At 45.6% G+C, this 2997-nt stretch carries 2 protein-coding genes; one reads left to right on the plus strand and one right to left on the minus strand.

All coding sequences use genetic code 11. The annotated features are described in order from the left end of the window. Positions 1–111 precede the first annotated feature (111 nt). Positions 112–405 carry a DprA-like winged helix domain-containing protein gene (locus QUA38_RS28245; RefSeq protein ID WP_333167727.1) on the minus strand — a complete coding sequence of 98 codons (294 nt, stop codon included), beginning with the start codon at positions 403–405 and terminating at the stop codon, positions 112–114. Between the two features lie 231 nt (positions 406–636). On the opposite strand from QUA38_RS28245, the gene QUA38_RS28250 reads away from it, so the two are divergent. Further along, the coding region (locus QUA38_RS28250; RefSeq protein ID WP_333167725.1) for a DUF4347 domain-containing protein at positions 637–2997 on the plus strand (2361 nt) is incomplete at its 3' end.

A 2997-nucleotide genomic window follows, 5' to 3' on the forward strand; every position in this document is an offset into this window, starting at 1 on the left:
TTGGCACAAACAGGGGAGATTTTAGCTTCTCTGGCTGGTGTTTCTGCTAACAGTATTAGTGCTGCTAATTTCGGATTGATTTAAGAGCGATTTCGGGTGTCAGGCACGAATTCAGACATTCCGATAAACTCGTGATTCCGATAGTAAGATAGGGGTTTTTAACCCCTGTCTCATAGAAACTAATCCCAATAATTCCAAGTGCAAAAGTATACTATAAACTGTTCTCAGTTCTAATCCTGACACTTCCACAATTGTATCAAAAGAACTCGGCTCAGATGCGATCGCACAGCGTCTTCCACAATTCTTTTTAACTCTGCTACTAAACCTCCAGGCCTCTACTCCTACATTCTCCTGCCCATACTCGCCAGGGAAACTAAAATATTTAAGTATAATGATACTTGCTATTGAAGTGTTTTTGTTTTAAACTTGCAATCTTGCACTGGCTCATCCGTAATACTACTTAATAAAATTTCCCAACTTTATCAAAACTTTAATTAAATAGGGGTTTATAAAGAAAAATTTACATAGATTTTCTCAAAAAACAGTTATTGTTACTACAACCTTGAGAAAGTGTTTCCGATGCAAGTCGCGAAACAGGGGAATCATTGTCTTTTTTTAGCTATTAGTAGGTGTATCATGCCACGTTTAAATAATCAAGTTTCACCAAGTACGATCGCCTTTATTGATTCTAAAGTAGAAAATTATCAAAGTTTAGTCGCTGGAGTAAAACCGGGTACGGAAGTAGTCGTTTTGGATGGGAACCGGGATGCGATCGACCAAATTACTCAAATTTTAGCTCTTCGTACCAATATTGACAGCATTCACATAGTTTCTCACGGTGCTCCGGGGAGCTTGCAACTCGGCGACGTTCGCTTTAGTTTAGATGATATAGAGTGCGATCGAGATGATCTACAGCAGTGGTTTGCGCCACAAACCGACTTAAGGAGCAAAAATAGACCGAATATCCTGCTGTACGGGTGCTCCGTAGCAGCAGGCGAGACAGGTAAAACATTTGTCAAACGCTTGAGTGAGTTAACCGGAGCTAGTGTTGCGGCTTCCCAAAACCTCACGGGAAGTGTAGCCAAAGGCGGCGATTGGGAACTGGAAGTCAGAACCGGGAAAATAGAAACGCCGCTGGTATTTGAACCCGAAGTGTTAGCGGGTTACGAGTATGTTTTGAATAGTTTTGGTGCAGCTACAAATTTTGGCGCAGGGTCAGGTCCCAGAGGTATTAATGTAGGGGATTTCAACGCTGATACTTTCCTAGACTTGGTAGTAACCAACCAGAATGACGACAACGTTTCAATTTTGTTAGGGAATGGCACAGGGGGTTTTGGCACAGCTACCAATTTTGCCGTAGGTTCAAGTCCGCTTTACGTCACATCGGGACTGTTTAACAATGACAATTTCCCCGACTTAGCGGTAGCAAGGGGCTCCTTAGCCGGTACTGTCTCAATTCTGCTGGGAAATGGCACGGGCGGCTTCGGTGCAGCTAGCGATTTTAAAGTGGGTTTCACTCCCCTTAAAATCGCTGTCGGAAACTTTAACAGCGATACTTTCCTCGATTTAGCAGTGGTAAACGCTAACCCTCAAGGTGCTTCTGGTAGCGTCTCAATTTTGTTGGGAACGGGTACAGAAAGCTTTGGCGCTGCCACTGATTTCAATGTGGGTTCGATTCCGGCTGACGTTGTTGTAGGCAACTTTAACGCTGACAGCTTCCCCGACTTAGCCGTTGTCAACAGCCTCTCTAATAATGTCTCAATTCTGTTAGGAAATGGCACGGGCGGATTTGGTGCAGCTACTAACTTTGGGGTTGAGCAAGGTCCAAATTCAATCGCCACTGGGGACTTTAACGGAGACACTTACCTCGACTTGGCCACAGTTAACGGTGGCTCTAGCAGTGTCTCAATTCTATTGGGAAATGGCACCGGTGGCTTTGGCGCGGCCACTAATGTTAGCGCGGGGGCAGGACTCTCCGGCATTGTGGCGAAAGACTTTAGCGGAGATGGCAGACTTGACTTAGCAGCAACAGGAACCAGCGGCGCATCAATTTTAGTAGGCAACGGCAATGGCGGTTTTAGTACACCTATTAACTTTGCTGCGGGCACCGATACAACTTCCATTATTGCAGGCAACTTTAATGCTGATACTCTCCCGGATTTGGCACTAACGAACCAGGGTTTAGACAACGTTTCGGTGCTGCTCAATACACCCAGTACGGTAAGTTTTGACACTTCCCAATACAGCAACATCATCCCTGTTAATGAAGACGCTACCGACACAGTAATTAATGTCACTCTTACTCTGGGCGGCGGCACACCCCTCACCGATGTAGTTGTACCAATTGTCATCGACCCCAGTAGCACAGCTACTCAAGATGCTGATTACACAATTTCACCTACTACTGTTATTTTCCCCGCCGGGGCGACAGGTGCTGCACTCACTCAAACTGTGGCAGTTACCATCAAGGCTGACAACATCGTTGACAGTAACGAACAGTTAGTTCTCAATTTGGGTCCGATTACAGGCGGTGTTGCTGGCGGTACGAGTCAAGTTAAATTGTCAATATTGGATAGGAAGAGTTCTTACTCAATTATCGCCGACAATCCCACCGTTACCGAAGGGAATTTCGGCGCTAATCCTGCCACATTTACTATTACTCGCAGCGGTAGCACGGAACTTTGGAGTACCGTAGAGTATGCCATTACTGGCACTGCAACAAACGGCACTGATTACAACAATATCGGCGGCACTTCTGGCGCAACTGCTGCCACTGGTAAAATCAGTTTTGCAGAGGGTGAAACATCCAAAACTATTTCTTTGGGTGTGTTGGGAGATGGATTAATTGAACCTGACGAAACAGTTGCGGTTACGCTATCTAATCCTGTTTCACCGGGTGGCGCGCCGACAATCCCGACACCAACTGCTACAACTAGCATCACAAATGATGACTCTGCCGGTTTCAGCATTGCACCTACGAACATCACTGCTACAGAA

Origin of the sequence: Microcoleus sp. Pol12B4 (assembly GCF_036701385.1) — a bacterium.
GTDB lineage: Bacteria > Cyanobacteriota > Cyanobacteriia > Cyanobacteriales > Microcoleaceae > Microcoleus.